The 22726-nt window shown below is 34.9% G+C and carries 30 protein-coding genes and 2 pseudogenes; 12 read left to right on the forward strand and 20 right to left on the reverse strand.

Features of this window, described 5'->3' with window-relative positions:
* Positions 1 to 194: 194 nt before the first annotated feature.
* The gene (locus ACX9TM_RS21180; RefSeq protein ID WP_000111898.1) at positions 195 to 1037 is read left to right on the forward strand and encodes a hypothetical protein; all 843 of its coding nucleotides are present in this window, start codon (positions 195 to 197) and stop codon (positions 1035 to 1037) included.
* Between the two features lie 28 nt (positions 1038 to 1065).
* Here ACX9TM_RS21180 and ACX9TM_RS21185 read toward each other — a convergent pair whose 3' ends face one another.
* Positions 1066 to 1902 carry a lipoate--protein ligase family protein gene (locus tag ACX9TM_RS21185; RefSeq protein WP_000514081.1) on the reverse strand — a complete coding sequence of 279 codons (837 nt, stop codon included), beginning with the start codon at positions 1900 to 1902 and terminating at the stop codon, positions 1066 to 1068.
* Positions 1903 to 2072: 170 nt separating this feature from the next.
* Between ACX9TM_RS21185 and ACX9TM_RS21190 the strand changes: the two genes are divergently transcribed.
* Complete coding sequence (locus ACX9TM_RS21190) at positions 2073 to 2456, forward strand: rhodanese-like domain-containing protein (RefSeq protein ID WP_000108653.1); 384 nt, start codon at positions 2073 to 2075, stop codon at positions 2454 to 2456.
* 40 nt (positions 2457 to 2496) lie between these two features.
* On the opposite strand, the gene ACX9TM_RS21195 is transcribed toward ACX9TM_RS21190, so the two are convergent.
* The gene (locus tag ACX9TM_RS21195) at positions 2497 to 3033 is read right to left on the reverse strand and encodes a hypothetical protein (RefSeq protein WP_063220811.1); all 537 of its coding nucleotides are present in this window, start codon (positions 3031 to 3033) and stop codon (positions 2497 to 2499) included.
* Positions 3034 to 3347: 314 nt separating this feature from the next.
* On the opposite strand from ACX9TM_RS21195, the gene ACX9TM_RS21200 reads away from it, so the two are divergent.
* From ACX9TM_RS21200 to ACX9TM_RS21220, 5 genes are all read left to right on the forward strand, one after another.
* Complete coding sequence (locus ACX9TM_RS21200) at positions 3348 to 4325, forward strand: LacI family DNA-binding transcriptional regulator (protein WP_001273985.1); 978 nt, start codon at positions 3348 to 3350, stop codon at positions 4323 to 4325.
* Positions 4326 to 4421: 96 nt separating this feature from the next.
* Positions 4422 to 5003, forward strand: a complete 582-nt coding sequence (locus ACX9TM_RS21205; protein WP_002005730.1) for a TetR/AcrR family transcriptional regulator — start codon at positions 4422 to 4424, stop codon at positions 5001 to 5003.
* Positions 5004 to 5074: 71 nt separating this feature from the next.
* On the forward strand, positions 5075 to 5407 hold the full coding sequence (locus ACX9TM_RS21210) for a DMT family transporter (protein WP_000312339.1): 333 nt from the start codon (positions 5075 to 5077) through the stop codon (positions 5405 to 5407).
* Position 5408: 1 nt separating this feature from the next.
* Positions 5409 to 5723, forward strand: coding sequence for a DMT family transporter (locus ACX9TM_RS21215; protein ID WP_000312623.1), 315 nt, complete (start codon positions 5409 to 5411; stop codon positions 5721 to 5723).
* A 15-nt stretch (positions 5724 to 5738) separates the two neighbouring features.
* Positions 5739 to 5996: a DUF3975 family protein gene (locus tag ACX9TM_RS21220; RefSeq protein ID WP_000265430.1), complete on the forward strand. Its 258-nt coding sequence runs from the start codon at positions 5739 to 5741 to the stop codon at positions 5994 to 5996.
* Positions 5997 to 6012: 16 nt separating this feature from the next.
* On the opposite strand, the pseudogene ACX9TM_RS21225 reads toward ACX9TM_RS21220, so the two are convergent.
* The 12 genes and pseudogenes from ACX9TM_RS21225 to gcvT all read right to left on the reverse strand — a co-directional run bounded on the left by ACX9TM_RS21225 (position 6013) and on the right by gcvT (position 15255).
* Positions 6013 to 6200, reverse strand: a pseudogene (locus ACX9TM_RS21225) (hypothetical protein).
* A gap of 246 nt (positions 6201 to 6446) precedes the next feature.
* A complete protein-coding gene (locus tag ACX9TM_RS21230) occupies positions 6447 to 7040 on the reverse strand; it encodes an ABC-2 transporter permease (RefSeq protein WP_000811452.1) in 594 nt (197 codons plus the stop codon).
* Between the two features lie 16 nt (positions 7041 to 7056).
* Positions 7057 to 7680, reverse strand: a complete 624-nt coding sequence (locus tag ACX9TM_RS21235; RefSeq protein ID WP_000595375.1) for an ABC-2 transporter permease — start codon at positions 7678 to 7680, stop codon at positions 7057 to 7059.
* A gap of 70 nt (positions 7681 to 7750) precedes the next feature.
* Positions 7751 to 8383 (reverse strand): ABC-2 transporter permease, encoded by a 633-nt coding sequence (locus ACX9TM_RS21240; protein ID WP_001186580.1) that lies wholly within the window; start codon positions 8381 to 8383, stop codon positions 7751 to 7753.
* A gap of 14 nt (positions 8384 to 8397) precedes the next feature.
* Complete coding sequence (locus ACX9TM_RS21245) at positions 8398 to 9063, reverse strand: ABC-2 transporter permease (RefSeq protein WP_001249549.1); 666 nt, start codon at positions 9061 to 9063, stop codon at positions 8398 to 8400.
* Positions 9044 to 9916, reverse strand: a complete 873-nt coding sequence (locus tag ACX9TM_RS21250; protein ID WP_000891312.1) for an ABC transporter ATP-binding protein — start codon at positions 9914 to 9916, stop codon at positions 9044 to 9046. The genes ACX9TM_RS21245 and ACX9TM_RS21250 overlap by 20 nt, the downstream gene beginning before the upstream one ends.
* Before the next feature lie 3 nt (positions 9917 to 9919).
* Complete coding sequence (locus ACX9TM_RS21255) at positions 9920 to 10294, reverse strand: GntR family transcriptional regulator (protein ID WP_001021349.1); 375 nt, start codon at positions 10292 to 10294, stop codon at positions 9920 to 9922.
* 118 nt (positions 10295 to 10412) lie between these two features.
* A complete protein-coding gene (locus ACX9TM_RS21260; protein ID WP_000535933.1) occupies positions 10413 to 10604 on the reverse strand; it encodes a hypothetical protein in 192 nt (63 codons plus the stop codon).
* Positions 10605 to 10674: 70 nt separating this feature from the next.
* Positions 10675 to 10878, reverse strand: a complete 204-nt coding sequence (locus ACX9TM_RS21265) for a DUF3929 family protein (protein WP_000262496.1) — start codon at positions 10876 to 10878, stop codon at positions 10675 to 10677.
* 440 nt (positions 10879 to 11318) lie between these two features.
* The gene (gene gcvPB, locus ACX9TM_RS21270) at positions 11319 to 12794 is read right to left on the reverse strand and encodes an aminomethyl-transferring glycine dehydrogenase subunit 2 (protein WP_065382167.1); all 1476 of its coding nucleotides are present in this window, start codon (positions 12792 to 12794) and stop codon (positions 11319 to 11321) included.
* Positions 12791 to 14134: an aminomethyl-transferring glycine dehydrogenase subunit 1 gene (gcvPA, locus tag ACX9TM_RS21275; RefSeq protein WP_000903228.1), complete on the reverse strand. Its 1344-nt coding sequence runs from the start codon at positions 14132 to 14134 to the stop codon at positions 12791 to 12793. Before gcvPA ends, gcvPB begins: the two co-directional genes overlap by 4 nt.
* A 20-nt stretch (positions 14135 to 14154) precedes the next feature.
* Positions 14155 to 15255 carry a glycine cleavage system aminomethyltransferase GcvT gene (gene gcvT, locus ACX9TM_RS21280; RefSeq protein ID WP_000631769.1) on the reverse strand — a complete coding sequence of 367 codons (1101 nt, stop codon included), beginning with the start codon at positions 15253 to 15255 and terminating at the stop codon, positions 14155 to 14157.
* Positions 15256 to 15645: 390 nt separating this feature from the next.
* Between gcvT and ACX9TM_RS21285 the strand changes: the two genes are divergently transcribed.
* Positions 15646 to 17328, forward strand: coding sequence for a DEAD/DEAH box helicase (locus tag ACX9TM_RS21285; protein WP_001100038.1), 1683 nt, complete (start codon positions 15646 to 15648; stop codon positions 17326 to 17328).
* Positions 17315 to 18112 (forward strand): YqhG family protein, encoded by a 798-nt coding sequence (locus tag ACX9TM_RS21290; protein WP_001183964.1) that lies wholly within the window; start codon positions 17315 to 17317, stop codon positions 18110 to 18112. The genes ACX9TM_RS21285 and ACX9TM_RS21290 overlap by 14 nt, the downstream gene beginning before the upstream one ends.
* Positions 18113 to 18147: 35 nt before the next feature.
* On the opposite strand, the gene ACX9TM_RS21295 is transcribed toward ACX9TM_RS21290, so the two are convergent.
* Positions 18148 to 18279, reverse strand: a complete 132-nt coding sequence (locus tag ACX9TM_RS21295; RefSeq protein ID WP_000064668.1) for a hypothetical protein — start codon at positions 18277 to 18279, stop codon at positions 18148 to 18150.
* A gap of 97 nt (positions 18280 to 18376) precedes the next feature.
* Positions 18377 to 18604: a hypothetical protein gene (locus ACX9TM_RS21300; protein ID WP_000032702.1), complete on the reverse strand. Its 228-nt coding sequence runs from the start codon at positions 18602 to 18604 to the stop codon at positions 18377 to 18379.
* A gap of 73 nt (positions 18605 to 18677) precedes the next feature.
* On the opposite strand from ACX9TM_RS21300, the gene ACX9TM_RS21305 reads away from it, so the two are divergent.
* Together ACX9TM_RS21305 and ACX9TM_RS21310 are read left to right on the forward strand one after the other, a co-directional pair.
* Entirely contained in the window at positions 18678 to 18794 is a 117-nt protein-coding gene (locus ACX9TM_RS21305; protein WP_001987222.1) for a hypothetical protein, read from the forward strand.
* Positions 18795 to 18935: 141 nt separating this feature from the next.
* The gene (locus ACX9TM_RS21310) at positions 18936 to 19568 is read left to right on the forward strand and encodes a VC0807 family protein (RefSeq protein WP_001073110.1); all 633 of its coding nucleotides are present in this window, start codon (positions 18936 to 18938) and stop codon (positions 19566 to 19568) included.
* Between the two features lie 415 nt (positions 19569 to 19983).
* Here the strand turns inward: ACX9TM_RS21310 and ACX9TM_RS21315 are convergent, their stop codons facing one another.
* The 4 genes and pseudogenes from ACX9TM_RS21315 to ACX9TM_RS21330 form a co-directional block, all read right to left on the reverse strand.
* On the reverse strand, positions 19984 to 20577 hold the full coding sequence (locus ACX9TM_RS21315) for a hypothetical protein (protein WP_061654152.1): 594 nt from the start codon (positions 20575 to 20577) through the stop codon (positions 19984 to 19986).
* Between the two features lie 5 nt (positions 20578 to 20582).
* Positions 20583 to 20855, reverse strand: a complete 273-nt coding sequence (locus ACX9TM_RS21320) for an Ada metal-binding domain-containing protein (RefSeq protein WP_000335143.1) — start codon at positions 20853 to 20855, stop codon at positions 20583 to 20585.
* Between the two features lie 139 nt (positions 20856 to 20994).
* Positions 20995 to 21099, reverse strand: a complete 105-nt coding sequence (locus ACX9TM_RS21325) for an MGMT family protein (RefSeq protein ID WP_077393201.1) — start codon at positions 21097 to 21099, stop codon at positions 20995 to 20997.
* A gap of 169 nt (positions 21100 to 21268) precedes the next feature.
* Positions 21269 to 21442, reverse strand: a pseudogene (locus ACX9TM_RS21330) (Ada metal-binding domain-containing protein); the annotation flags it as partial.
* Positions 21443 to 21590: 148 nt separating this feature from the next.
* Here ACX9TM_RS21330 and ACX9TM_RS21335 point away from each other — a divergent pair.
* The gene (locus tag ACX9TM_RS21335; RefSeq protein WP_072770028.1) at positions 21591 to 22697 is read left to right on the forward strand and encodes a DNA glycosylase; all 1107 of its coding nucleotides are present in this window, start codon (positions 21591 to 21593) and stop codon (positions 22695 to 22697) included.
* Positions 22698 to 22726: the final 29 nt, after the last annotated feature.

Here is a 22726-nt window from a genome sequence, read left to right on the forward strand (position 1 = left end):
TCAAAAGGCTGTTTTTTCTTCTGTCTAATTTTACAAATTGAAAAATTTCATAAAGAAAATAAGAAAAATGCAAAATAATTAAAGTTAATTGTTGACGTGATGCTTTTATTATCGGTATCATAAATCTTCGTGAGCAATTATTTTTCGTTATACGATTTTTTTATTATTACTGAATTTTTGAGAGGAGAAATTAGATGTCAGTTAAGAAGAAAACGCAAGTACGCACCGGCAAAATGGTACGTGAACTAATGTTAGCAGACGAAGATGTAAATGCTTCGCTAATTATGGTATATAGTGAAAACGGTGTAAACGCAGAAATTAAAATCGAGGGCTTAACGCCGAAATGTAACGAAGAATTATTTTTGAGCGGAAACGTGGATTGGAACAAGAGTGTTATTTATAAAATTGTTGATTTCACTGGAAACGCTGAAGTTGGTAAAGTTACATTAACAGCGATGAACAAAAACAATGTTTCTCTAGAAATTGAACGCGTTATGTGGAGTAAAGAAAATAAAGAAGCTGCCGAGCAAGAAGAAACACAGGTAGAAGCAGCACCGAAAAAGGAAGTAGTTGTAGAAGCTCCAAAAGCAATTACGCCTGCTCCTAAGCCTGTTACGCGTGTGGAAACACCTGCTATGGCACCTAAGCCTACTCCGGTACCGACACCGAAGCCAGTAAGCGTAGAAGCAGCTGTAGAACTAGTTACTCCAGCGCCTGTGAAAAAAGCGGTCCCTACTCCAGTTACAAAGCAAGAGACAGCACCGGTTGCTCCTGCAAAACCGAAGCAGCCTGCTTTGACTGAAACAAATTCAAAACTACAAGAAAATTATGTTAAACTCGTGAAAAAGACAATTGAAGTTTGTCAAGATTACGAGCTTGGCATCGACATAGATGATTCTATTGAAAGCTTAAAAGAAGAACTACAAAGCCAAGGTATTAGCGTTACATTTGACAAAGAAATTATGGACGTTGTAAATCGCCTTCGTTCTTTACAAGATAAAGGAATCAAAGTAGAAAAAGTACTTAATTTACTATAAAAAAATAAGAGGTGGCAATTGCCATCTCTTATTTTTTATAATTCCACTCATTACTTTCATACTTTTCTTTCGCTAACGTTTGAACTTCATGTAACTGTTCTTCTGTTAATTCATATGGAACAAGTTCTACATCCAATCCTTTTTCAAAGCCAACTTCAAACGCTTTAATTAACTGTTCTATCGTAAATGTACGGTCTGTTAATTCATTAATTGCTACTGCTTTAGAAGAGAACATACTCTTCATACGTTCCTTCACACGTTCATTTGGGAATAAAAATAGATCATATAGTTCATCTAAATCAATTTCTAATGGAATCGATCCATGCTGTAAAATAACACCTTTTTGACGTGTTTGAGCACTACCAGCAATTTTTCGTCCTTCCACTACAATTTCATACCAAGATGGTGCATCAAAACATACGCCGGAACGTGGATTTTTTAAATTTTCACGATCTGCTTCTGTTTTTGGAACTGCATAATATGCTTCTAACCCTAATGCCTTAAAACCATCTAATAAACCTTGCGAAATAACACGATACGCTTCTGTAACTGTTTTCGGCATATTCGGATGATCTTCAGACACAATAACACTATACGTTAACTCTTTGTCATGTAGTACACCCCTGCCGCCTGTTTGACGACGAACGAATCCATATTTCTTTTCGTTAACTACATCCATATTAATATCTTTTTCAACACGTTGAAAATACCCAACTGTTAATGTTGGTACCTCCCATTCATAAAAACGAATTGTTGGTGGCATTTTCTTTTCACTTTGCCAATTTAATAAACATTCATCTAACGCCATATTAAATGCCGGTGAACATTGACCAGAGTTAATATAACACCATTTTTCTTTTCCCATCCTGCACCTCATATAACCAATTATTTTTCACATTCTCTAGTCTACCAAATTCGACAAAATTTGTGAAAGAATACGAAATTTCTTCTTATATGCAAATGAATCTGTTGCATAAATACATAAGGGCATTATAATATTGAAAGTAGGATAAGAAAAAAGGGAGCGATAGAATCGTGTCAACAACTTGGATTATTTTATTAGCCGTAATCGTAGCATTTATCGGCTACACTGTATGGATGTACTTCTATCAGAAAAAATTAATTAAAACTCTTACAGAAGAAGAATTTCGCGCTGGCTACCGTAAAGCACAGCTTATCGATATTCGTGAAGCAGACGAATATAACGCAGGGCATATTTTAGGTGCACGTAACATTCCGTTATCACAAATTCGCCTTCGCCATAAAGAACTTCGTCAAGATCAACCTGTTTACTTATATTGCCAAAGCGGATTCCGTACAGGTCGTGCAGCGCAATACTTAAAAAAACAAGGCTACAAAGATTTCTACCAATTACAAGGCGGATTTAAATCTTGGACAGGCAAAATTAAAAAGAAATAATAACATACAAAAAACTAGCTGAATAAATCAGCTAGTTTTTTCATTTCATCTTATTCGCAATGTATAATAAATTCTGCTTGATTACCTTTTCATCGTTCTCTTCTACATTCCGATACAGCAGTTGATATTCAATTCCTTTCTCTTTCCATATAAGCGTAGCAAATTCGTCACCACGTTCATAATCATCTTTATTTTTAAAATAAGCAGACGTTCCATTATTCAGTTTCATTTGTTCTTGAAATCGCTTCTCTTCCACAAGATCTGGAAAACTATAAGGAAAGTTCGCGACATTTAACTCAATATACTCATTTCTACCTGGTTCTTTCTGTTTATATTTAATCGTTAAGACAGTGTTCTTTTTCCCAAGCGTTCTTACTTCCCCCTTCACATCACTTGTAATATCGTACGGTAAAAACGTTGGAACTTCAAACTTCACCGGAAAATATTTTGGAAGTTCCTTTAGCGGAATAGGATCCGTAACACGATCCATAGCTCCTCCCGTTGTTCCCACAAAGTGTTTTTCTTCTTGCATCGTTTGCTGAAACGAACACGAACTAAGCACGAAACTAGAAAACACGAAACAAATGATTCTTTTTTTCAATTTGTTTCCGCCCTTTCATATCGCTCTCTTAACGAACGAAGCGTTGATATTCTCTTCATATTCGCTTTGTCACCAAACTCCACCTTTGAAAACTTTCCACGTTATTCTCACACATTTTGACAACACTTTTTGCAAACAAAAAAGACCCCTATCATTCTTACGCCCAAGTGAAAAGGTTACGCGAATAAAAAGAAGTCTTATTAATACCATAGTTTGTGAAAAGCTTTTCAGGTCAAGATTTTTTCTTTCTTATTATTTTCCCTTTATAATAAGGGAAAGAGGTGATACATATGGCCAATATAAAACAAATTGCTAAAACTGCTGGTGTATCGATATCAACTGTTTCTCGTGTCCTGAATAATCACCCTTACGTAAAAGAAGAAAAGCGTAAGCGTGTTCTAGATGCTGTTGAAGAATTAAACTACGCAAAAAATATAAATGCTGTCCATTTAATAAGAGGGAAAACATATACAATTGGCGTTATGCTTCCTTTCATTAACCTCCCCTACTTCAGTACGATTATTGAAGGAATCGGAAACGAAGCGTTATTAGCTGGGTATCATATTAATTTATGTCAAACGAATTACGATAGCATTGAAGAAATTCGTGTTCTTGAAATGATGAAAATGAAACAATTTGATGGGATGATTATTTGCTCCCGAACGAGCTCTTGGGAACAAATCGAACCTTTTGCAAAATTTGCCCCTATTATTTCATGTGAAAAAATGAAGCATCCCCTCATTTCATCCATCTACGTAGATCATTATGAAGGTTTCCGTCTTGGTACTGCCTATTTACTAAGTAGAGGCCATGAAAAAATCGGAATTTGTTTAGCAAGAAAAACAAGTGTAAATTCCATGGAGCGCGAAAAAGCGTTCGCCGATACACTTCGTAACGAAGGGAAAACGTTGCATCCTGAATGGATTTTCCACCAATGCTATACAATGCAGGACGGAGCACAAATACTCCATCGTATTTTAAATATGAAAAATCGTCCAACTGCTATTTTCACAGCGAACGATCAAGTTGCAGCTGGTTTATTAACAGAGGCTCGAAAACATGGTATTCGAGTACCTGAAGACCTTGCTATCCTTGGATTTGATAATCATGAAATTTCAAAGGCATTAGAAATTTCCACAATTGAACATCCCGGTCTCGCAATGGGCTCACATGCTTTTTCTTTATTCCATAAGCAGATCCAAAGCGAGCAAATTGTCGGCAGTGCAAAAGAACTTTCATTCCATTTAATTGAGCGAGAGACTGTCTAAAAAGAGCGTTACTTATAACGCTCTTTCTCAGATCTTCACCTATTGACATTATATTTCCCATCTCATATAATGAACCTAACGAACGGTAGGTAGGGGATGAAAATGACAGCAAACCGCATTAAAGCTGTAGCACTTTCTCATTTCGCACGCTACGGCTATGAAGGAACTTCATTGGCAAATATTGCTCAAGAAGTTGGGATTAAAAAACCATCGATTTACGCACACTTTAAAGGAAAAGAAGAGCTATATTTCATATGCTTAGAATCTGCTCTTCAAAAAGATTTGCAGAGCTTCACAGGCGATATCGAAAGCTTTTCCAATTCGTCCACTGAAGAATTGCTTTTAAAATTATTAAAAGGGTATGCAAAACGATTTGGTGAAAGTGAAGAATCAATGTTTTGGTTACGAACTTCTTATTTTCCGCCTGATGCATTTCGCGAACAAATTATTAATAAAGCAAATGTACACATTGAAAACGTCGGAAAACTTTTATTCCCTGTATTTAAAAGAGCAAGCGAACAAGATGAGCTGCATAACATTGAAGTAAAAGACGCCTTAGAGGCTTTTCTATGCTTACTCGACGGTCTTATGGTTGAACTATTATACGCAGGTTTAAATCGTTTTGAGACACGTTTAGACGCTTCTTGGAAAGTATTTTGGCGCGGACTTTCAAACTGACGGATTGCTCCTTTGCAATGCGTCGTTTTTAAGCCCTTTACCTAACGACTGGTAGGAAGGAGAAATGACATATGGCATGGATTTATGTAATCATCGCTGGTATTATTGAAATATTTTGGGTGATTGGACTAAAAAAAGCAGAGGCACCACTTGAATGGGCTGGTGTTGCTCTATTAATTACAATTAGTTTCGTCTTATTATTTAGAGCTTATAAAGATTTACCTGTCGGCACTGTATACGCAGTCTTTACAGGAATCGGAGCTGGTGGAATCGTTCTTACAGAGATTTTCATCTTCGGAGAACCTTTCTCTATCGTAAAAGTTTTATTAATCGGTTTAATCTTCTTCGGAGTAATTGGTTTAAAACGAGTAACAGAAGAAAAAGAAGCGAAGGAGGCCGCATAAAATGGCTTGGGTATTTTTAATTCTAGCTGGTATTTGTGAAATTATTGGTGTACTCTTTATGAAAGTAGCCACTGAAAAGAAAGGCTGGGCACCAAAAGTTATTTTAATCGCTAACTTCGGCGTAAGCTTCTTCTTCTTATCTCTTGCGATGAACACATTACCGATGGGAACTGCTTACGCAATTTGGACTGGAATCGGAACTGCCGGAAGTGCACTTCTAGGCATTCTCATTTTCCGAGAATCAGCGGATTGGCGTCGTCTTGCTTTCTTAAGCTGTATTCTATGCGGCGCTGTTGGCTTAAAACTATTAAGCTAACGAGAGGTGAATGTCATGTGGAAAGAACAAGGAAAGAAAATATTAGCATGGATCACACTTGGTATCGTCATTCTATTACAAATAAGTTTTCATATAATAGAATCATTGTTTCATAAAGTATTATCCATTCTCACATTCCTTCCTAACATGACACTTGAAATTATATCAATTGTTTGGTCCATTATCGCCTCCATTGCAATCGTCATTATATGGAGTATCGCCAAACTATGGAATAAGTTATTAAAAAAGGACAGTACTTCTGAAAAAGAGTAACTGTCCTTTTTTATATTCATTCAGACTTTCTGTAGAAGTTAGATGTGATAAGACAAAACAGACCAACTATGGCAATACTTATACCAACCCTTTTAGTAAACTTGGAAATAACGGTGGTATATCCGAGTAAACATTTGCTAATATGAGACCGATTGAAAATAAAAATATTCCTATTCTATATAACCATTTTCTTTTGTTCATCATTCTCCCCTCCTAACATTTTTCATACACTCCTTTCTTTTGGACATACTACCTAAAAAAAGGAGTGAATAATATGCAAAATTCTATACATAAGCAAATCCTATTTTTATTTTTCCTATTTCTTATTCTCATCATCGTTTTCAGCTTTATATTACATACTCCGAAAGATGTGCCAAATAGCGTTTCTTTTTATAAACTACTGCTCTCGTATTGTCGTTATTGAAGAAGGTGCCTTTTTTAAGGCACCTTTTAAAATTCTCTTTTTTCATATATTTTTACTGAAACAAAGGTAGATGCTATGAACATGCACATGGAACTAATGAATAACAAGCTGTTGTATAGTTGAATTTGTTCTAAGTTAATTTGAAACAAAGCTTCTAAAACAACTATCGGTGCCATGAATATTACTATCGTAATGAAAATGGTTTTCTTATACCCTAGCCAAAAGGATATTGGTAAAACAAAACTTAAATACAATAAAATAAAGCTAATACTAGCAACCATTGTCGTTTCAAGAAATTCAAATAAGTTAACCCCACTCTTCATTCCCATCGTGAAACAACCGACCGTTACACTTATAAAAAGAATAATAATTGCTACTATATATTTCGCATACACAATTTGTTTTCTCAATATTGGTAAACTATTTACTATAACTTCACTCTCATTTTTACTATCTGCTTCAAATGTTTTTACTGTTGCTCCAATTGTAATAATTACGGACATAATTATGAACAGATTTTCCGTATCTGTTAAGGCCATATAAAAGAAAACAGGATACAGTATGTACCAAATTAAAAACTTCCATTGAATGATGAAATCTTTTAAAATTAGTTGTTTCAACGCTATTTTCCTCCTCTCACAGATCACGTTCATTGTACAAATGAATTGAGAAAAACATGGACATAATATACAAAAGAATGAGTCCTGCTATAAAACAAATATTTACGACTAGACTTGTGCTCCAAGCATTCTCTACATCTAACCATTCACTACTTACAATCACTCCACTTAATCCACCAACTATAATTCCCATAAAATACGCCGCCTGTTTCGAACTGCTATATTCTACTAAAAATTCAATTGGCAGTACGATCATGCTATAAACCAATCCTCCCGTTATTCCGCCAAGAATCTCTCCCCACAGCGTAAATCCAGTTATATGTTCATTTTGCAACTGAATTAGACCAATCAAAAGTGAGAAAATCACACCTAAAACAACTAAAATACTTATAAATATGTATTTTGCTATGACAATTTCCTTACGTTGAAGCGGTAAACTATTTAATATCTTTTCACTCTTATTTCTAGCCTCATAACTCGTCGACCATATTGTTCCAAGGATAGGTATAGTTATACTAAGTGTCACAAGAAAATTGTCGCTACCAAAATCAATAATTGTAAGGAAAAGCAAACATATAAAACCAATAAATCCTAACTTTCTTTGCATCATCATATCTTTTAAAACTAATTGCTTGATCATATATTACACCTCACTGAACTCATTCCTTAACATCAATTATTCGTTTTTATATAAGACAAGCCAATAAGTATTAAAGCTCTCTCTTTTTAAAACTCACAATAGCTATAAACATTGAAGCTAAATAACTTACACACGCGCCTATACTCAAAATACTAATAACTAATAGCATATCTGAAGTTCGAAAAATCATTAACATAAGCCTTTCATCCGTAAATATATTGCACATAAATCCTAGTAAACCTATTATAGGAAAAAGCATAACTAATCCCAGCATAGTAACCGTTCGCTTATCCTCACTATATTTTATAGGAAGTATCATAACAGCATACAGAACAGAAAAGAAAATAGCTATAAATGCTGCATACCAAGGAATATTTATATTTTCTTTTAATACAAATACAGGGAGTATAAAGAATACGAATGTAATGATTAAGCTGAATGCCATAAAAAATAGTGTCGATATGTATTTCGCAATGACAATATCTTTTCTAGTAAAAGGTAGACTTACTAATATTTTTTCCGTACTATTTTTCTCTTCATTTGATAAAGAGATTGAAATCATCAAAAGACATATAGCAAAACAAACATACGCCATTTGAAATGGTTCTATAGAGTTTTGGAATGCTCCGTATATTGGTAAGATCAAATAGATAAGAAACATTTTTCTTTGTAAGAAAAACTCCTTCAAAATCAATTGCTGCATGTTAATCCCCCTCCCTACAAATCACGTGCTCCGTATATTTTAATTGCAAGAAACATAGAAAAAATATATATATTAGCTAATGCCATTCCCCCAACTAGAAACCACATAAAATGTGAAGGAATCATAACCCATTCAACAAACGATAATGCCGCCATTTCTCCTTCACCAATAAACATCCCAGCAATAACCCCTACCATAGCCGCTCCACCTGTAAATAGTCCGCGTGCCATTTTAGATTTTGTTCCGTAATAACTAGGAAACAGCACCGCTATATAAACTAAAGAGCATATCGCCACTCTAACTACGGCATACCAAGGGATTTCGATATATAAATCCGAATGATATGCACGAATATCACCAACGACACCAACACTTCGTATTAGAAAAATAACAAACATCGTTACAAGCATGCTCCCAGCGATAAATATTGCACAGGAAATATATCTAGCGATAACGATATCCTTTCGACTTAGTGGTAAACTATTCATAATGACATCACTATTATTTTTTTCATCCATCCCTATCAATATTGTTGATGTGGAAATTGTTATCAGTAAACAACTTAAAGAAAATACCGTTTCACCAATCGGCTCTATAAAAGAAAACATTAGTGGCATAATTAGATACACTAACCAAATCGCCCGAAAAAAGAACAAATCTTTATATACGAGCTGACGCATAGGCACCTCTTCCTTTCGCGGTGTAAACGATAATATCATCTAATGTAGGCTTTTCTAGTACAACCTCATTTCCAAACCAATCTATGATTGCTTGTTTATCATTCGCTAAACCTTCAAAACCAAATTTATTTTTTCGTAATCCAACAAATAGTTCTTTTCCTTCTCGGTCTAATAAATCATTACTTCCTTTTACGATTACGTAGTTCTCCATTAAGTCTTCTTTTTCACCAGTAAATATAATTTCTCCATCATTGATGAACGTAACATAATCTGCAATGCGCTCTAAATCTGTTGTAATGTGCGTTGAGAATAATACGGATACTTCATCTTCCATTACAATTTCTTGCAACATATCGAGTAATTCACTTCGAACAACTGGATCTAACCCTGCTGTCGGTTCGTCCATAATAATAAACTCTGCGTGGTGCGAAAGTGCGATGGCAATCGCAAACTTCATTTTCATCCCTTTAGATAGCTCTTTAATTTTTTTATACTTTGGAACTTGCAATCTATGCATATACGATTGATACTGCTCTTCGTCCCACTTTTTATATAACGGTGCAATAATACGCTTCATTTGTTCACACGTTAAATCTTCGTAATAATGATTTTCATCATATACAAAACCAATATTTTGTTTTATGTCCTTTTCGGCTTTCTTATTGTCTTTGCCAAAAATTTTTATATCGCCGCTATCTTTTCTAATTAAATTCATAATCATTTTGATCGTTGTACTTTTCCCAGCACCATTTGGTCCGACAAACCCCATAATATATCCTCGTGGTAATGCAAAACTTATATTTTTCACTGCAAAATCTTGATAACTTTTACAAACATTTTTTAGCTCTAACATCTCTTATTCCCCCTTATATAAACACGCAATCATCTGCTGCAATTCTTCAAGTGAAAGCTGCAACACTTTACTTTCTTTTACGATTTCTTCAGCTTTACTTTCCAATAGGCGAAGCCTTTGTTCTTTTAATAGTTCATTATTTTTACGTGAAACATAAGTCCCCTTCCCAGCAACAGTTTCTATATATCCTTCTTTTTCAAGCTCCTCGTATGCACGCTTCGTTGTAATGACACTAATTTGTAATTCCTTCGCTAAGCTACGAATAGATGGTAATTGATCTCCACCCTTTAAACCACCATTTAAAATAAGCTGGCTTAATTGTTTTCTTATTTGTACATAAATAGGGTCTTGGGAAGAATTCGAAATAATAATATTCATGTTTTCCTCCAGTGTGTGTATATACTGTATATATCTTATATATACAGTATATACACATCATCCTATTTTTGGCAAGAAAAAAAGACCAACATTTTCCTGTTGGTCTTTCGTATATGTATCACTTTTCAAAGCGATCTAACATCTCGTCTCTCATTCCGAAACTTACTACTGCAATTCCTATATACATAAACAGAAGGAATGCCGGATGAACTGTGTTGTACCAGCTGCTGTCAACAATTAAGTAAATCGTTAATGCCACAACAAGAACAAACGCTAAGATAAACATATAAAAGTGTCTTGTACTACCCATGATAAACTCCTCTCTTCTCACTTCACCATTCAACAGTTTATTTTATCGAATAATTCGATATGACTCAAGGTTAACTTTCTGTTATGTAATCAAGTTCTACCTTTACAATGTCCTCACATGCTATTGAAATGATTGTTCCTTGTTTATCAATCGCCGTCACTTCTCTATTATCCATTACACGATTTGCTACTCTTTCTAACACTTTTCCTTGGTCTCGATAGCAAAATTCTTTTACATCTTTAATTGTTTCTCCATTTTCTAAATGGTATACCATTCTATAACATCGATATCCCACACTTTCACCCCGTCTTGTTCGTTTTTTCACATATACATAAAAATGAGTAATCTTTGCCTCATCACATCTTCTTAATTTCAATAAAATTCTAACAAAAATAAATACTTTTATCAAACCGACTTTTTCAACAAAACTACCTATAAAACTACACCTTTACACCATTAGGAAACAAAAAATATAATTTTTTAACATTTTCTTCACTATTTCTGCATAAAGTGAAACTTTAATCAGTGGGGATTTTTGTTCATCCCCACTGATTATTAGTTGAACCAATCGGGCATTTACGGACAGTTTATCTCCCACCTGGCTTCTTTGCACCAGCTAAGTTTTGAGTTGGGAGTTTACTGTCCGTTAATGCGGGACAAATTCTCCATACAAAAAAGAACCCGCCTCAGCGAGTTCTTCTTTTGTTATTCTAATCAAACTTGTACAGGAGCTGGCTTTGCATAACGTAAAACTGGTTTACGTGCAGCCATCGTTTCGTCTAAACGTTTAATGACTGTCGTATGCGGTGCTTCTTGTACAACTTCTGGATTTTCTTCTACTTCTTTAGCGATTTGAATCATCTTATCAATGAAACCATCTAATGTTTCTTTTGATTCTGTTTCTGTCGGCTCAATCATAATACATTCTTCCACATTTAATGGGAAGTAAATTGTTGGTGGATGGTAACCAAAATCAAGCAGACGTTTTGCAATATCTAATGTACGTACACCAAGTTTCTTTTGACGACGACCCGATAATACAAATTCATGCTTACAATGTCTATCGAATGGAAGATCATAGAATGGCGCTAATCTTCTCATCATATAGTTCGCATTTAATACAGCATACTCCGTTACTGCACGCAAACCATCTGGACCCATAGAGCGAATATACGTGTATGCACGAACGTTAATTCCGAAGTTACCATAGAATGGTTTCACACGACCAATTGCTTCTGGACGGTCGTAGTTGAAGTGATAACCACTTTCCGTTTTCTCTAAAATCGGTTTTGGTAAGTACGGAATTAAATCAGCTTTCACACCTACTGGACCAGAACCTGGGCCACCACCGCCGTGAGGACCTGTAAATGTTTTATGAAGGTTTAAATGCACAACGTCAAATCCCATATCTCCTGGGCGTGCTTGGCTTAATACCGCATTTAAGTTTGCACCATCATAGTATAATTTACCGCCTGCATTATGGACGATTTCTGCCATTTCTAAAATATTTTCTTCGAATAGACCTAATGTATTAGGATTTGTTAACATAAGTGCTGCTGTTTCTTCGTTTACAACACGTTTTAAGTCTTCTAAGTCAACAAGGCCATTTTCATTTGATTTTACTGTAATTGTTTCAAAACCAGCTACAGTTGCAGATGCTGGGTTCGTTCCGTGAGCAGAGTCAGGTACAATTACTTTCGTACGGTTAAAGTCACCATTCGCTTCATGGTATGCACGAATTAACATTAAACCTGTCCATTCTCCGTGTGCACCAGCTGCTGGTTGTAAAGTAACAGTATCCATACCTGTAATTTCAATTAAATGCTCTTGTAAGTCGTACATTAATTCCATTGCACCTTGTACTGTCTTTTCATCTTGCAGTGGATGAATATTTGCAAATCCTGCGAAACGAGCTACCCTCTCATTAATTTTCGGATTATATTTCATCGTACAAGATCCAAGTGGATAGAATCCAGAATCAACACCGTGGTTACGGTTTGAAAGTGCTGTATAGTGACGCATAATATCAAGTTCAGATACTTCTGGTAGCTCTGCATCTTCTACTCGAATATAATCGCTCTCAAACACATCTTCTAGTTTCACTTCTTCTACATCTAATTTGGGTAAGCTATATCCTATGCGTCCTTCTTTACTCACTTCAAAGATAAGTGCTTGGTCTTGGTTCTTCATTGGATAGCCCCCATTTCGTTTACAAGTGTGTCAATTTCCTCTTTTGTACGAAGCTCAGTTACTGCTACAAGCATATGGTTTTCATGCTCTTTATAATCACGGCCTAGATCGTAACCACCGATAATATTCTTTTGTAATAATGCATCGTTTACTTCTTTCACTGGACGTTTGCAATCTACAACAAACTCATTGAAGAATGGTCCAGCAAATGTTACTGTGAAGCCTTTCGCTTCAAATTGACGTTTTGCATACTGTGCTTTAGAAATGTTTTGACGTGCCATTTCTTTCACACCTTGTTTGCCAAGTGCCGTCATTGCAACAGAAGCTGCTAATGCATTTAACGCTTGGTTTGAACAAATGTTAGATGTCGCTTTATCACGACGAATATGCTGTTCACGTGCTTGTAACGTTAATACAAATCCACGTTTACCATCTGAATCTACAGTTTGTCCAACAAGACGTCCTGGAATTTTACGCATAAATGCTTTCGTTGTTGCAAAGTAACCACAGTGCGGTCCACCAAACTGCGTTGGAATACCGAATGGTTGTGCATCACCGATTACAATATCAGCACCAAATTTCCCTGGTGGTGTTAATGCGCCTAATGATAATGGATTTGAAGAAACGATAAATAATGATTTTTGTTGATGAACGATTTTTTCAATATCAGCTAATTTTTCAACTTGTCCGAAGAAGTTTGGATATTGAACGATTACACAAGCAACTGTATCATCTACTTCACTTTGTAATACGTCTAAATCTGTTACACCATCTTTATGATTAATTTCAACAACTTCAAGATTTTGACCTTTTGCATACGTTTCAAGTACTGCTCTTGATTCTGGATGAACCGCGCTAGATACAAGAATTTTCTTTTTGCGAGTATGGCCAGCTGCTAACATTGCCGCTTCAGCTAAAGCTGTACCCCCGTCATACATAGAAGAGTTTGCTACATCCATTCCTGTTAATTCACAAATCATTGTTTGGAATTCAAAGATTGCTTGTAATTCCCCTTGTGAAATTTCCGGTTGGTATGGTGTATAAGCTGTATAAAATTCTGAGCGAGAAATAACATGATCTACAATTACTGGAGCATAATGATCGTATACGCCTGCTCCTAAGAAAGAAGCGTATTCTTTTAAGTTAGCATTTTTATTAGCCATTTGAGATAGCTCTTTTAAAAGCTCTGGCTCTGATTTTGCTTCTTTAATTTTTAAATCCCCTTTAAAACGAACACTCTCTGGAATATCAGAGAATAATTCATCGATCGTTTGAACGCCGATCGTTTGTAACATTTCTTTTTTGTCTTCTTCTGTCATTGGAAGATAACGATGCAACATGAAATCTACCCCTCTCCCCGTTACTTTGAACGTTTGTAAAATGGTGTTGGAACAACTACTGCTTTGACGCGTTTATTACGAATTTCAATTTCTACTTCTGTATCAACTGCTGCGTATTTTACATCAATTAGTGCTAAACCAATGCTTTTCTTTAACGTTGGAGATTGTGTACCACTTGTTACTTCCCCAATTTTTTCTTCACCAATAAATACAGGATAATGCGTACGAGGAATTCCACGTTCGATTACTTCGATGCCGACTAATTTACGAGGCGCACCGTTTTCTTTTTGCTCTTTTAACGTTGCTTTTCCAAAGAAGTCTGCTTCTTTATTTGTTTTTACCGCAAAGCCAATTCCAGCCTCAATCGGTGTAATATCTTTTGATAATTCTTGTCCATAAAGTGGTAATGTTGCTTCGAATCGAAGTGTATCACGAGCACCTAAACCACATGCTTTTAAGCCCTCTTCTGCTCCAACTTCAAGAAGTTTCTCCCAAAGTTTTGCAGCATCTTCACTCTTACAGTAAATTTCGAATCCATCTTCACCTGTGTAACCTGTACGAGATACAAGTGCTGGAATTCCATCTACAAGAATATCGTTTTTAAATTTAAAGAACTTAATTTCTTTCAAATCTTCTGACACAACTTTTTGTAAAATGCCTTCTGCTTTTGGTCCTTGAATTGCAAGCTGTGCAACTTCACTAGAAACATTGACTACTGTCGCATCGCCAATTACATGACTTGCTAACCATTCGTAATCTTTCTCGATATTTGATGCATTGATTACTAATAAATAGTCTTCTTCACCACGTTTGTAGATTAATAAATCATCTACTGTACCACCATTTTCGTAGCACATAGCTGTATATTGTGCGCCCCCTACCTTTAAGGTAGATACGTCATTTGTAACAACACGTTGTAAAAATGCTAAACTATCTACACCTTTTACTTCAACTTCTCCCATATGAGACACATCGAACAAACCTGCAGCTGTACGTACAGCTTCGTGTTCTTCTTTAATGCTTGAAAATTGAACTGGTAATTCCCAACCACCGAAGTCGATTGTTTTCCCACCATACTTCGCGTATACATCAAATAACGGTGTACGTTGTAATGTAATCATGCTCTCTCCCCCTTATGCTTTGACAAATCAATAAAAGTTGCTTCCCTTTTCTAAACATTTTCATTCTGAAAAGATAGGATATACGGAATCTCATTATATTTTTTTATGAAAGCGTAAATAAAAAATCACTTTCTTGGATAAAATACGAAAGATTCCACACATTTCACACCATTATCCTAACATCATTCGCTATATTTCATCAATATTCTAGCATAAAAAATAATTTAGAATTTTTTATGTTAAAACACAATAAATACAGCTTTTGAGATTTAATACTTTATTATTGTCTATCATATAGCCTTTAATAACGATAATTATGCCTTCTTTTAAGGTAAATCATCATACATTAAAAAATAATTACTTTAGTTTATAAAAGGTGGGAGAGTTGTAATGAATGTCGATATTTCCGTAGATCGGACATGGCAAAACAATTTTTTAAATAGAATTGATGAAGATGGTCCTTGGACAAACTGGGATTTATATCACTTAGCTTATGAAACAGAAAAATCGTTACTTGTTCCTACTTTTGATGGACTACAAGCACCGAAACATTTATCCCATTTCACACCGCTTCCGCATCAATTAGAAGTCGCTCAAAATGTAATTGAACAAATGAATGGTAAAGCGATTCTAGCAGATGAAGTAGGCCTTGGAAAAACAATCGAAGCTGGACTTATTTTGAAAGAATACATGGTCCGCGGGCTCGTGAAAAAGGTACTTATACTTGTCCCAGCTTCTCTCGTATCACAATGGGCATACGAACTGAATACAAAGTTTTTCATTCCCGCTGTAGCACAAAAGAAAAGCTACTCGTGGGAACAAGCTGACGTAATCGTATCATCAATTGATACTGCGAAACGTTCACCACATCGCGATATCGTGTTGAACTTAGAATATGACCTTATTATTATCGATGAAGCACATAAACTGAAAAATAATAAAACAAAAAACTATGAATTTGCACAACGATTAAAAAAGAAGTTTTGTTTATTACTAACCGCTACTCCTGTTCAAAATAAGATTGATGAAATTTTTAACCTTGTTTCTTTATTAAAACCAGGACATTTAGGCAATCAATCCAACTTTGAAGAATATTACGCTTCCAAAAATCGTTCAGCCGAATCAGATGAAGACTTAAAAGCTCTCATTAATAAAGTAATGGTGCGAAATAGACGACATAATACCGGTATCGATTGGCCGAAGAGACATGTACGTACAATTTTTGTTGAGTTTAATGAACAAGAACAAGCTCTATATAATGATATCGAAAATTGGCGAGGACAAGACGCCTTCACATCTGCTTTCTCATCGTTAACGTTAAAACGGGAAGCGTGTAGTAGTCGTGAGGCTGTTTACTATTCATTGAAAAAGCATGTAGAAAAAAGACAGAAAGAAAACGAACATTATATAAAAGATCCACATATCGATGTGCTAATGGACAAAATTAATCATATTCCTTTCAACTCGAAAGCAACTAAAGCTCTAGAGCTTATAAAAGAAATTGACGATAAAGTCGTCATTTTCACGGAATACCGAGCATCACAGATGTACTTACAATGGTTTTTACAACAACACGGTATTTCTTCTGTCCCATTCCGCGGCGGATTTAAACGCGGGAAGAAAGATTGGATGAAGGAAATTTTCCAAAATCGTGCCCAAGTGTTAATTGCAACGGAAGCTGGCGGAGAAGGCATTAACTTACAGTTTTGTAGCCATATGATCAATTATGATTTGCCATGGAATCCAATGCGTCTTGAGCAAAGAATCGGACGTATTCACCGTCTCGGTCAAAAGAATGATGTTCATATTTATAACTTAGCTACAAAGCATACTGTTGAAGAACATATTCTGAAACTGTTATATGAAAAAATCAACTTATTCGAGCGTGTTATCGGTGAACTCGATGAAATTTTAACGAGAATTAATATGAAAAACATCGACGCGCACATTCAAGAAATTTTCGCGCAATCAAAAAGCGAAGGTGAAATTAGAATTAAGATGGAAAACTTAACATCTATTATCGACTTTGCGAAACGAAATGAAGCTGAGGTGCAAGGCTATGCAGCAACATGAAATTCATAATTACTTATACAATTTCTTTGAGGCGAATAACTGTGAAATTTTAGAACGTTCTCCTCATTTATTAGATGTACAGTTAACAATTGAGATGGATAAATTATTAATGAATCGCCCTTTTTATTGGCACTATCTTGAGAAAACAGGAGGCGTACCGAATCCGATGCGCCTTACTCTTATTACAAATCCAGAAAATGAAGAAAATGATGGTGAGCTTATTCACTATGGTTCACCACGTCTACATCAAATTTTCCAAACGACAAAAGAATTAGGCTCATACATACGTTTATATGAGGATGTAAGACATAATGGAGCAACACATACACCGCTCCACCCTTGGCTCGGTATTAATATAAAAGTTTCCTATCAATGTGATCGAAAAAAAGACATCCTTCACTCGATTGGCATTCATCTCATTTCTGGAACAATGATGGCAAACTTTCATGAAACATTAACAAACATTAAACTTACACCAAAAATACCTGATTTTTGTTTTACGCTCTCGCCCATCATTAAACCTCAAAGTGGTTTACAACGTATAGAAGACGCTTTAAAAAATATAATTGCAGAAGATGACCATACGTGGGCAAAAGAAGCAAGAGTGCGTTGGAATCATGATTTAGACCTTTTAAACCGTTTTTATGAAGAAAGTGACGAACTTCCTGAGAGCTATGAAATTGAAAAACAAGCTCTGCAAGAACAGTATGAACCACGTATTACAGTGCAAATTATTAACGGTGGACTCTTTTATGTTACCGCGAATCATTTTCTATCAAAATAAAGCTCCTTCTGCTTTAGAAGGAGCTTTATTTCGAGTTACTCTCTATCCTCATTACGCTCTTGTTGTTTTTGCTTTGCCATGCGTTTTTGATACGCACGATCCTTCGCGCTCACATGATTTGCATCAGTTGGAAGATTTTCTTTCGAACGTCCAATTCCATTGCTCATCTTTCCCACTCCTTTTTACGTTTTTCAGAATACATGTTTATTTTCAGCTAGAGTTACAATCCTTATACAAAAAAATAAGAGCAGCCATTGGCCACTCTTACTCGCTCACATATTTTTGAAACATATCATGGATGCCTTTATTTACTAGGTTCGAGATCTGCTCGTCAGATTTATTCGGATAACGATCACGCAATCTGATAGATGCCTTCACCATTAAATTTTCTAATACAGAACGGCCACCTTCTCCATAAATAATTTCAGCATATTTAACAAGCCTTCCATCCTCTACTGTTGCTGGATTATGATTGAAGAAAAATTTACTCATTGTCTCCACCTCTCTCTTTTGATAACGTTTACATTTATATAGATTATTTATGTTATTTATTTCACAATATTGTATGCATGTATATTTAATTAGTTTCATTATAAAGCAACATATCGATAGTAAATATGTGATTTTCCGTCCATTTTGTGAACAAATTAAAAATGAAAGCGTTTCCTTTATTATATACTAAAAAAACTTACTACGCTAGGGGCAATTTTTTTCAATCTACTACCCCCTCGAAAATTGATATATTTTTTCTTTTCCCATTAAACCTTATACAATTTTCAGAAATTATATTATAAAATATATGTATGACTTAAGGAGGCTTTGTATGAATCAAAATAAAAAAGCTATATTAGATCTTGTCTTTTATCTCGTAATCCCATTCCTCATTTGGAAATTTGCAAAACCTTATATCGATCCTTATTACGCGATGTTACTTTCCTCTGTTCCGGGGATTATTTATACACTGTATACCTTTAAAAAAGAAAAACAGTTTAACGTGACAGGGTTCTTTATTTTAATTACACTCATTTCTAATACAACGGTAGATTTATTATCTGGGTCAGCTGAACGAATGTTGTGGAATGATGCATATTATCACATCGTACTCGGCATTATTGTTATATGTACAATTTTTATAAAAAAACCACTTATGTTATATTTCGCAGCAGATATTGCAGCACTGCAAGGGCATGACCGTGATAAAAGTCGTGAACTGTATCGTGATAGTCGTATCTATCCAGCATTGCAATATTTAACGCTCTTTTTCGGTCTACAATTCATATTAAAAAGCTTCTTAAAAATTTATTTCATCTCTGTTTTCGGTGTAGATGGCTACGGTGAAATGAGAGCGATTATGACCGCTGTCGGCTGGGGTATTTCTATTTGTATCGGAATAGGATTCGTATGGGTGAACAATAAAATACATGCCGTTACTGAGGAAAAAGAGTCTGTACAATAGCAAAAAAAACTAATTCCTTATTGGAGGCCACAGAAAAACATATGTGTAACGAATAGAGATGACTTTCCGTTCAAGTTTGAACAGAAAGTCATCTCTTTCTTATCATTTTTTATTCTTTTTCTTTCATTATAAAAATAGTCTTATTTGGCAAAATTCCTTTTTTGAAGCTTTTTTCATACCCTATAAATTCTCCATTCTATTTCCATGTTACGATATATTCTTTTTTCATCAGAAAATAGAATTTTTGCAATTCCGTCTTGTAAATTTACCCTATCATCCACTATGTGCTTCGCAAATTTTTTCTATTGGAGGCACTTTTTTATAACCATCAACACATTTTCCTTTTCCACTATTTACAAATTATAACGTTTAATAATTATTTATTTTAATAATTTATTATAAAAATTTTTCATTTTTATTTATATGTGATATTACTTTCAAAATTTTTATGAATCTTTCCATTTTCTATATACCACATTCCGCCGTAGGGTAGACTACCACGCATTCCTTCAAGAATAGATAGTCCATCAATTGACTCTCCTGCAAATTTTAACATGTGAGGGGTGGCTAATGATGAGAAACTAAAGGTTCTTTGTGCATTCCAATTTGTATCTTTATATAATCGACGACACATTTGAATCCAGCCTAACAAAGTCCCTGTAACAATCCATGCATCAGGTTCCCCATTTGTGAAACGTATTGCTGGACGTAACCATGAAGCAGCCTCTTCAGGCCAGTCTACTATATTTAGTACATAGCCTCCCTTTCCTTCGCTTCCTCCTTTTGTTTCCCATAATTCAGCTATAGCATAGGCTATCTCTTTCGAGACATTATCTCTCCCATGACCAATTGTAATGGATTCAATTGGTGGATGGACGGAGGTAAGTAAATTCATCAACGTACCCATTTCTATTTCTTTTTGTGGAATTAGAGATTTCGATTGTTTTAAAATTGATTTTTCTGTATTCTCAATCAAAGGAGGAAAAGAGTAACGTTTTATCTTAGACATTCTTATCATTCCTTTTTTTGAGTGTTTTTCCACTGCGCATATTTTTCTGGTAAACAAACTGCGCATGGACGATATCCAGCTGCAATTGCTGTTTTTTCATCAGAAAAAAATACTCGGTATTTTATATATCCTCCCTGCGCAATTGCACGTAACGCTGAGGGGCAATCTAGTTTTCCATATAACTTGCCTCGGCGGTATCCCCCTAGAGTCCCAGGTATATCACTAGTATAAATATCTCTATTTGAATCCATAAGAATATATATTTTTTTCTTGCACATGTAACAAACCACTCTTCTAATTTAATGTTTTTTGTATTTTTCGTAAAAATTCCACTACTTATTATTCCGTTCCAGATCTAACAGCGTCTCCTTCATTGTTCCCCTCCTCTATACCTTGTTAATGAACCATTTGTTCCGACTACATGGTGACCAGTACTGGATTTTCTCCAATGGCGCGAACGGTATAAGGTTTTTTAATACGGTTTGCTATGTCTGTATATGAGTATGTTTTCCCATAACGTATTTTATTTTGGACATTCGATTAATTCCTCGGCATATAGCTTTAACTTTTCATCTTTTTGAATTAGAACATCATTTAGAAGTTTCGTTTCAATCCAATTTGTAAGCTTATACAAAGATTCATTAAGTGAGCCAACATAACTCTCTTTTAGTAGTGGCAATATACATACTCCATTTGGAATACGTGACTTACAGGATGAAAGACAAATAAGCTTTGTTGTTTTTACTGCGTAATAAAATTCCCCATTGTATGATGCATCATTTTGTATGATAGCCCACCATCTCTCATCAGTTAAATTGATTTCGTCTATTGCATTTACAACTGTTGGCTTATTTTGTTTTCTCATGTAATCACCTCCATGGAAAACTAGTATAAACCCAGAATTCATCATTTGTACGGATTTGGGAATATAAGAGCAAGATTACAAAATCAAATAAAAGAAATTTATGATAAAAATATATTAGAGTTATGTATGAAAAAACAGGAGGAATTTGATGAAAAAGTATATTAACAATACTGAATGGGATGCTCCATATTTTATAGGTGATATAACTAGTAAAATATATTGCTTTCCATGGTGTGAAAATGTACAAAAAGAACAAAATATCACAGTATTCAAATCTAGAAAAGAGGTTATGCATTCTGGCTATCTCCCTTGTAAAAATTGTTGTTCCATTCTCCCACATGGTTCTTGGCAAGATTTTGAGCAAGAGATAAAATTATTCGTGCCTAAGGAATTTGCTTTCAAAGAGAACTTACAATACCTACAACGTTCTCCAAATGAATGTATGTATGACATTAAAGATGATAAGATCTATCGTATATTATCTATAGAACAAGAAAAACCATTAATTGAAATTAGCGCGGACGAAGAAGATAATCTTGTTATACGCTTTATAAATAATACAGTTATACAACCAAAATGGCTTCGTGCGACGGTTGCTAGTTTTGTACGTGAATGGTTTGATTTAGACACTAATCTATCTCCCTTTTATGTTTTAGCTGAAAAAGATAAATTATTAAATACGCCTATCAAAGAGCACTATGGCTTACGTAATATGGGAATTCCCGATTTATTTGAAGCCTTATGTTGGGGAATTCTTGGACAGCAAATCACCCTCACCTATGCGTATACATTGAAAAGACGTTTAGTAGAAAATTTTGGTGAACATGTGGAATGGAATGGAAATAAATATTTGATTTTCCCACTGCCACAAAAGATTGCTAAATTGACTGTCGAAGATTTACTTCCATTAAAAATGACCATAAAGAAATGTGAGTATTTGATTGGTGTTGCACAACTTATGGTAGACGGAAAATTAACAAAACAATCCTTGTTACATACTAATGACCATAAAAAAGCTGAAAAACTTTTAGTTAGTATTCGTGGTATTGGTCCATGGACAGCGAATTACGTTCTAATGCGATGCTTGCGGTTTCCTACTGCTTTTCCAATCGATGATGTCGGTTTGCATAATGTAATTAAGCTACTCACAGGATCTGAAACAAAACCAACAAAAAAAGAAATTAAAGAATATGCTACCACTTGGACAAATTGGGAATCCTATGCAACGTTTTATTTATGGAGAACCCTATATTGATATATCATTTTCTACCATAGTTAAATATC

The sequence above is a fragment of the Bacillus sp. LH1 genome (assembly GCF_057924895.1).

What these genes read in the sequence shown, in the direction of transcription:
- ACX9TM_RS21180 (WP_000111898.1), top strand. Translation starts at nt 195, where the DNA reads ATGTCAGTTAAGAAGAAAACGCAAGTACGCACCGGCAAAATGGTACGT.
- ACX9TM_RS21185 (WP_000514081.1), bottom strand. Translation starts at nt 1,902, where the DNA reads ATGGGAAAAGAAAAATGGTGTTATATTAACTCTGGTCAATGTTCACCG.
- ACX9TM_RS21200 (WP_001273985.1), top strand. Translation starts at nt 3,348, where the DNA reads ATGGCCAATATAAAACAAATTGCTAAAACTGCTGGTGTATCGATATCA.
- ACX9TM_RS21205 (WP_002005730.1), top strand. Translation starts at nt 4,422, where the DNA reads ATGAAAATGACAGCAAACCGCATTAAAGCTGTAGCACTTTCTCATTTC.
- ACX9TM_RS21210 (WP_000312339.1), top strand. Translation starts at nt 5,075, where the DNA reads ATGGCATGGATTTATGTAATCATCGCTGGTATTATTGAAATATTTTGG.
- ACX9TM_RS21215 (WP_000312623.1), top strand. Translation starts at nt 5,409, where the DNA reads ATGGCTTGGGTATTTTTAATTCTAGCTGGTATTTGTGAAATTATTGGT.
- ACX9TM_RS21220 (WP_000265430.1), top strand. Translation starts at nt 5,739, where the DNA reads ATGTGGAAAGAACAAGGAAAGAAAATATTAGCATGGATCACACTTGGT.
- ACX9TM_RS21235 (WP_000595375.1), bottom strand. Translation starts at nt 7,680, where the DNA reads ATGATCAAGCAATTAGTTTTAAAAGATATGATGATGCAAAGAAAGTTA.
- ACX9TM_RS21240 (WP_001186580.1), bottom strand. Translation starts at nt 8,383, where the DNA reads ATGCAGCAATTGATTTTGAAGGAGTTTTTCTTACAAAGAAAAATGTTT.
- ACX9TM_RS21245 (WP_001249549.1), bottom strand. Translation starts at nt 9,063, where the DNA reads ATGCGTCAGCTCGTATATAAAGATTTGTTCTTTTTTCGGGCGATTTGG.
- ACX9TM_RS21250 (WP_000891312.1), bottom strand. Translation starts at nt 9,916, where the DNA reads ATGTTAGAGCTAAAAAATGTTTGTAAAAGTTATCAAGATTTTGCAGTG.
- ACX9TM_RS21255 (WP_001021349.1), bottom strand. Translation starts at nt 10,294, where the DNA reads ATGAATATTATTATTTCGAATTCTTCCCAAGACCCTATTTATGTACAA.
- ACX9TM_RS21260 (WP_000535933.1), bottom strand. Translation starts at nt 10,604, where the DNA reads ATGGGTAGTACAAGACACTTTTATATGTTTATCTTAGCGTTTGTTCTT.
- ACX9TM_RS21265 (WP_000262496.1), bottom strand. Translation starts at nt 10,878, where the DNA reads ATGGTATACCATTTAGAAAATGGAGAAACAATTAAAGATGTAAAAGAA.
- gcvPB (WP_065382167.1), bottom strand. Translation starts at nt 12,794, where the DNA reads ATGAAGAACCAAGACCAAGCACTTATCTTTGAAGTGAGTAAAGAAGGA.
- gcvPA (WP_000903228.1), bottom strand. Translation starts at nt 14,134, where the DNA reads ATGTTGCATCGTTATCTTCCAATGACAGAAGAAGACAAAAAAGAAATG.
- gcvT (WP_000631769.1), bottom strand. Translation starts at nt 15,255, where the DNA reads ATGATTACATTACAACGTACACCGTTATTTGATGTATACGCGAAGTAT.
- ACX9TM_RS21285 (WP_001100038.1), top strand. Translation starts at nt 15,646, where the DNA reads ATGAATGTCGATATTTCCGTAGATCGGACATGGCAAAACAATTTTTTA.
- ACX9TM_RS21290 (WP_001183964.1), top strand. Translation starts at nt 17,315, where the DNA reads ATGCAGCAACATGAAATTCATAATTACTTATACAATTTCTTTGAGGCG.
- ACX9TM_RS21295 (WP_000064668.1), bottom strand. Translation starts at nt 18,279, where the DNA reads ATGAGCAATGGAATTGGACGTTCGAAAGAAAATCTTCCAACTGATGCA.
- ACX9TM_RS21300 (WP_000032702.1), bottom strand. Translation starts at nt 18,604, where the DNA reads ATGAGTAAATTTTTCTTCAATCATAATCCAGCAACAGTAGAGGATGGA.
- ACX9TM_RS21305 (WP_001987222.1), top strand. Translation starts at nt 18,678, where the DNA reads ATGCATGTATATTTAATTAGTTTCATTATAAAGCAACATATCGATAGT.
- ACX9TM_RS21310 (WP_001073110.1), top strand. Translation starts at nt 18,936, where the DNA reads ATGAATCAAAATAAAAAAGCTATATTAGATCTTGTCTTTTATCTCGTA.
- ACX9TM_RS21315 (WP_061654152.1), bottom strand. Translation starts at nt 20,577, where the DNA reads ATGTCTAAGATAAAACGTTACTCTTTTCCTCCTTTGATTGAGAATACA.
- ACX9TM_RS21320 (WP_000335143.1), bottom strand. Translation starts at nt 20,855, where the DNA reads ATGTGCAAGAAAAAAATATATATTCTTATGGATTCAAATAGAGATATT.
- ACX9TM_RS21335 (WP_072770028.1), top strand. Translation starts at nt 21,591, where the DNA reads ATGAAAAAGTATATTAACAATACTGAATGGGATGCTCCATATTTTATA.